Consider the following 5,935-nt stretch of genomic DNA (forward strand, 5'->3'; position numbering starts at 1 on the left):
GCACAAGGAACTCCACGCCATTCAATTGAAAGCTGCCGTCGGGCATCTTCTCGTAGACCAGCACCTCCGGGTGCCCCAGATCGAGCGTGGTGTCCAGGAGATCGTTGTTCTGAAAGTGATAGCCCATAGCGCCGGCGGGCTGATGTTCGACGCAGCCGGTGACTTGCTTGTAGCCGGCCGCTTCAGCGGCCTTGGTCGACTTGAACCTGGCGGTTGCGTCCCGAATGGCCATGAGGTCGCGATCAACGGCCTCTCCAAGGCCGCTTGGAAGGACCGCCGGGGTCCCACCCATCGTCTTATCGGAGGTTTGCGCCTCGCTTACGCCCACTAATGCCACCACCATCACAAGCAACATCCACGCGCTCAACTGATTCTTCATGATCCGTGCCTCTTCCTCTCGTCAATTTGGTTCTACTTCTTCGCTATGCCGCCATGCTAGGAGCGCTACGAAGCATGCGGACACATGTTTTTGACCAACTGTTCCGCCCGAATGCCGAACTGGATTGGCTAGCTTGCGAGCGAGGTTGACGGAAGGCCGCCCCATCAAAACCTGGCGAAGCCGACGGGCGGGCCGTGACAAAATGAGGTGAATGTCGCCCTCAATGCGTCAACGAATACGGGTGATTGTAGGAGTCTGGTTCGGCTGGACCATCGCCGGGCTTTTCTACATCGTCCAGGACACGGTGCCGCGCCTCTATCGAGGCGGCGCCGTGCCCTGGAAATACGTCTTCGTCGGCTGGATGACGGGCATGTATGTTTGTGCGGCGCTCACACCGGCGGTCCTTTGGCTAAGCAATCGGTGGCCAATCGAGCGCCGAGTCGCCGACGCCACATGGCACCTCTGCTTTAGCGTGGTTTTCTCCATCTTGTCCACCACGCTTGAAGTCCCGATATTGCTGCTGCTCGGCGCCTTCCCCGCGCTTCCTCCTCCGTCGCTCACCGCCGGAGTGAGGATTATGCTGGGATTCGGCATCCAGAGCGGCGTCATCCGCTATTGGGCCGTGATCGCGTTGCATACCGTGTACCGATCGCAAAAGAATGCCAAGAACCGCGAGCGGGAGGCCTTCGAGCTCAAGGTTCAAGCATCTGAACTTGCCCAGCAGCTCGCAACCGCGCAGTTGAGTTCCCTGAAGATGCAGTTGCAGCCGCATTTTCTCTTCAATACGCTGGGCGCCATCATGGTCCTGATTCAACAGCAGAAGACAGCGCAGGCCGAAGCGATGGTTGAGAAGCTCGGGGATCTACTCCGCCTTACGCTTGAGGACGTGGAGGCCCAAGAGGTCCCGTTGTGGCGCGAGCTCGAATTCCTGCGTTTATACCTCTCTATCGAGCAGGTCCGCTTCGAGGACCGCCTGCGCGTGCGCATCGCTCCGACCGAGCTTTCCGACGTTCTCGTGCCGCACATGGTGCTGCAGCCAATCGTTGAGAACGCGGTCCGCCACGGTCTTGGCCAAAGCGAGGAAGTGGTGACGATCGAGGTCGTGGCGGCGAGTTCCAATGGATCGCTGCACCTCGTCGTCTCTGATGATGGCCCAGGGCTTCTCTCGCCCAAGCCTGGCCGCTCCGGAATCGGTTTGACGAATACCAGAAACCGGCTGGCGCGGCTCTATGGCGAGAGCGCGCACTTGGTCATCGAGCCGGCAGCCGGCCGAGGCGTGCGGGTCACGATTACACTTCCCATCCGGACAGCTCTGCCCGAGGGCTCGCCGTGCGATTGAGCGTCCTTGTCGTGGACGATGAGCCCCTCGCGCGCGAAGGGCTCAAGCTGCTGCTCGGCCGTCAACCCCAGGTCGAGTCCGTCTCAGAGGCGCGCAACGGACGCGAAGCCATTACGCTCATTCGCGAACACAACCCGGACCTCGTCTTCCTCGATGTTCAGATGCCGCGCACCGACGGCTTTGCGGTCGTCCACGCCGTTGGAGCGGAACGCATGCCACCGGTCATCTTCGTGACTGCACACGACCAGTATGCGATCCGGGCATTCGAAATCGCAGCCATCGATTATCTCCTCAAACCCGTAACCGAGGAACGCTTTGCGCTCGCGTTCCAGAGGGCCATTGGCAGGCTTCAAGGCACTCCGCAAGAGGACGCCACAAAACAAGTGCTGGCCATGTTGGGTGCCATCGCGAATCCACCGCGGCAACTCGAACGATTCGCCGTTCGATTCGGTGAGCACACCCTCTTCGTGCCCGTCGACGACGTCGATTGGATCGAGGCCTTCCAGAACTACGTCCGGATCCACGCCGGTCCGACATCTTACCTGTTGCACGTGCCCATGAACACCATCGAGAGCGTGCTTGATTCCAACCGCTTCCTGCGTGTCCACCGATCGCACATCGTCAACCTACGGTGTATCGCGCGGCTGTGGTCGATCGCGCACGGTCAGTATGCGATCGAACTCAAATCTGGACAACGCCTGCAATCGGGGCGCACTTACAGCGAGCGCATCCGCCGTACGCTTACAAATCCGTTTTGACTGGCCTGGAGGGATTCAACCTGGCACTCCCCGCGACCGCGGTCACGAAGACTCCCCCGTCGTGACCGATTACAGCGATTATTTCAATCTCTAAAGCACGCATCGCTTATTCACTGGCCGGACTTTTTCCCGAACGAAGTAAAAACGTTTTCTTGAGAGACACGCAGAAAAACCTTGACTATTGTTCCCTCATCCGGGGTATATTTCGTCGTTTTTAAACCTGCTTCTCTAGGAGTTGTAGGACGTGAACACTTCTACCCGCTTATTGCGGAAAACGTTTACCCGTTTCGGATCGACTTTTTTACGAACTTCTTTCATTGCCTTGACTCTCTTGTTAGCCTCTGACGCGTTCGGACAAACGGCTGGCGTTGTCTCGGGTCACGTCAGTGACAGTACCAACGCGGCCGTACCAGATACCAAAGTTGTCTTGCGCAGCACGTCGACCGGCACGAGCCGAGAGACAACAACGACCAACACTGGAGACTACACCTTCTCGGAAGTACCCGTCGGGCCTTACACGCTCAACGTCAGTCACGCCGGCTTCAAAACCTCTACCAGTGAGGAATTCCAGGTGCAGGTCCAGCAGACACTGCGTCTCGACGTGATGCTTCAACTCGGGAGTGTCACGGAGACTATCGAAGTCGAAGCTACAGGCACGCTGCTGCAGGCTGATAACGGGACAGTGGGCACCGTCATCGAAAACAAGGCAATCAACGAACTCCCCCTGAACGGTCGTAACTACCTCAGCCTTGTAGCACTCTCCTCCAACGTGAATACGCTATCGCCCTCCTCAGGACAGGCCGGCAGCCGCCTCGGCGGTGACCGCGCAGCGCAGGCCCTGGCTGTCGGTGGGCAGCGCATCATGTTCGACTACTACACCCTCGACGGCATTCTCAACACCGATCCTGACTTCAACACCTACATTGCCCTGCCTTCCATCGATGGCATCCAGGAGTTCAAGACGCAGACTGGTGTCTACTCCGCCGAATATGGACATGAGGCATCGCAGATCAACGTCGTGAGCAAGAGCGGTACCAACGCTCTCCACGGATCGGCATATGAGTTCATCCGCAACAACTATGTAGACGCGCTGCCCTACTATTTCAACTACAACCCAACCGCGCCGACGGTAAACCCTTTCAAGTGGAACGACTTCGGATTCGTGGTGGACGGGCCTGTGCGAATCCCGAAGCTGTTCAACGGTAAGGATAAATTCTTTTTCATGGTCGATGACGAGTGGAGAAGGATCCGGTCGAACGGAACGGCCACGGCCACGGTTCCCACGGCCGCACAACAAGGTGGCGACTTCTCAACGTATGCGACCAAGATCTACGATCCCGCGACGGGGACATCGACAGGCATGAACAAGCAGCAGTTCTCCTGCAACGGTGTGCAGAACATGATCTGCCCAAGCCGCATCAGCGACGTATCAAAGCGGCTGCTTAAGTACTACGCTGTTGGTCCGACACCTTCCACCGGAAACCCGAACTATCGTTATGCCACGAACAGCCCTCAGAACCGCCAGTCATTCACCGCGCGCGGCGACTACTACGTGTCTCCTCGCTCCCAGTTCGCTTTCCGCTTCAGCCAGGGCGACGAAGACATCATCAATACCGGCTTGTCGGGTGCTGGCAGCAAGACGATCACACAGTACTACCAGTACATGGGATCAAACACCTTCACATTCACTCCACACCTTGTCAATGAGGCACGATTCGGATACAGCCATTTCTACAATTCCCTCGGTCTACTTTCGGCGTTTACAACGGACGTCGTGAGCGGTGTGCAGATTCCTGGACTCTCCGGTGGTCCGTCTTCAACCTGGGGAATCCCACTGATCAGCTTCGGAACCATTCGCAGCGGCACGACGAATTTCTGGAGCAACTTCGGGGATACGCAGGATGGGCCCTACGTCGTTGACGACCCCGCCTGGCAGATTGTCGACAACGTGTCATGGTCAAAGGGCAGACATTCCCTGCGGACGGGCGTGGAGTACAGTCGCCAGCAGTTCAATCAATTGGGAAATCAGTTTTCGCGCGGACAATTCAACTTCGCACCGAACGCAACCACCCTCGTGAGCACAAGCTCTACGGGATCTAATGTTTACTCTGGCGGCGACGCTTTTGCCGAGTTCCTTCTAGGTGATCTGCAGCAGTCCTCCGTTGCGGTTGCAGTCGCGAACGCGCAGTATCGCCGCAACGTCTGGGCTGCGTACATCGACGACACAGTCAAATTCACCCCGAAACTGACCCTCTCACTCGGACTTCGGTATGAACTCACACCGCCCTGGTTAGACGCCCTAAATGACCAGTTCACGGTATATGTGCCGAACGCACCGGCTTTCGGTTCCGGTACGCAACCTCAGGCTCAGTGGCCGTTCTTCGTCCGCCAGGGCAACTGCAACGATCCTTACCAGGGTCTGTCGATCTACTGGACCGACAGCACGGGCAAGATAGGTACACGCGCCAATCCAGCAGCTCGTTGCAGCAACGGTCTATTGCCGGACGCTCTGGTCAATACCCCGAAGATGAACTGGGCGCCCCGGCTATCATTGTCCTACGCCCCGCTCAACGGCATGGTTGTCCGCGCCGGCTACGGCATCTTCTACAACCAGGACGTAGGCAATGCTTACTTCGATATGGCACGCAATATTGCGGGCCGCGTCACGGTAAACGCGAACACGAGCACTCCGGCGGGAACCGCGGACTTGTTCTGGAACAATGCTCTGCCGAACGGAGGGGGCACGGTGGGGGCGATTCCGGGAACGACCGGCCTGTACGCCTATGCAAATGCCATCTCGCACAAAACCAGCTATACCGAACAGTTCTTGTTGAATCTGCAGCAGCAATTCGGCAAAAGCTGGGTTCTGGAGGCCGGCTACCTGGGCAGCGTCAGCCGTCACCTGTACGGTTTCCTGAATCTGAATCAGCCGACGCCTTACGGATACATTGGAAACGGAGCCCAGACTTCGGTCGCATCCCGGCTTCCCTTCTTGAACTATGGCGTAATCCAAATGGTGCATGACCAGGGGTCCGCAAACTACCATGGCGCGGCAGCAAAGGTTACGCGACGCTTCAGCAACGGCCTGAACATCATTGCTTCGTACACCTATTCCAAGTCGTTGGACAACGGCTCAGGCATTCGTAACCAGGGTAACGACCTACTCTTCCCGCAGAACAGCTATTGCTTGCGTTGCGAGTACGGCCCTTCCGCTTTCGACGTGACGCATCGTCTGGCGGGGTCTGTTCTTTATGACCTCCCGATAGGCCCTGGAAAGCTGGTAAACGTGAAGGGCTTCATGGATGCCCTGATCGGCGGCTGGCAGCTCGGAACAATCTTCACGGAGCAAACCGGTCAGCCGATCACTCCGAGCGTAGGAACAGATAACTCTTCAATCGGTAATTCGAACGGCACCTTTGACCGCCCAGACCCGACGGGAGTCAGCCCGTATCTTTCAAC

The 5,935-nt window shown here is 57.7% G+C and carries 4 protein-coding genes; 3 read left to right on the plus strand and 1 reads right to left on the minus strand.

Annotated features, from left to right (window positions below; genetic code table 11):
* Positions 1-379, minus strand: a 379-nt coding sequence (locus tag AB4043_RS11545) for a hypothetical protein (protein WP_442307097.1), incomplete at its 3' end; no start/stop codon positions are given.
* 241 nt (positions 380-620) lie between these two features.
* On the opposite strand from AB4043_RS11545, the gene AB4043_RS11550 reads away from it, so the two are divergent.
* The 3 genes from AB4043_RS11550 to AB4043_RS11560 form a co-directional block, all read left to right on the plus strand.
* On the plus strand, positions 621-1,718 hold the full coding sequence (locus AB4043_RS11550; protein ID WP_442307098.1) for a sensor histidine kinase: 1,098 nt from the start codon (positions 621-623) through the stop codon (positions 1,716-1,718).
* Positions 1,709-2,476 (plus strand): LytR/AlgR family response regulator transcription factor, encoded by a 768-nt coding sequence (locus AB4043_RS11555; protein ID WP_442298998.1) that lies wholly within the window; start codon positions 1,709-1,711, stop codon positions 2,474-2,476. The genes AB4043_RS11550 and AB4043_RS11555 overlap by 10 nt, the downstream gene beginning before the upstream one ends.
* Positions 2,477-2,903: 427 nt before the next feature.
* A partial coding sequence (locus AB4043_RS11560; RefSeq protein ID WP_442307099.1) for a carboxypeptidase regulatory-like domain-containing protein occupies positions 2,904-5,935 on the plus strand: 3,032 nt, incomplete at its 3' end.

It is taken from the genome of Terriglobus sp. YAF25, assembly GCF_052113305.1.
Taxonomy (GTDB): Bacteria; Acidobacteriota; Terriglobia; order Terriglobales; family Acidobacteriaceae; genus Terriglobus.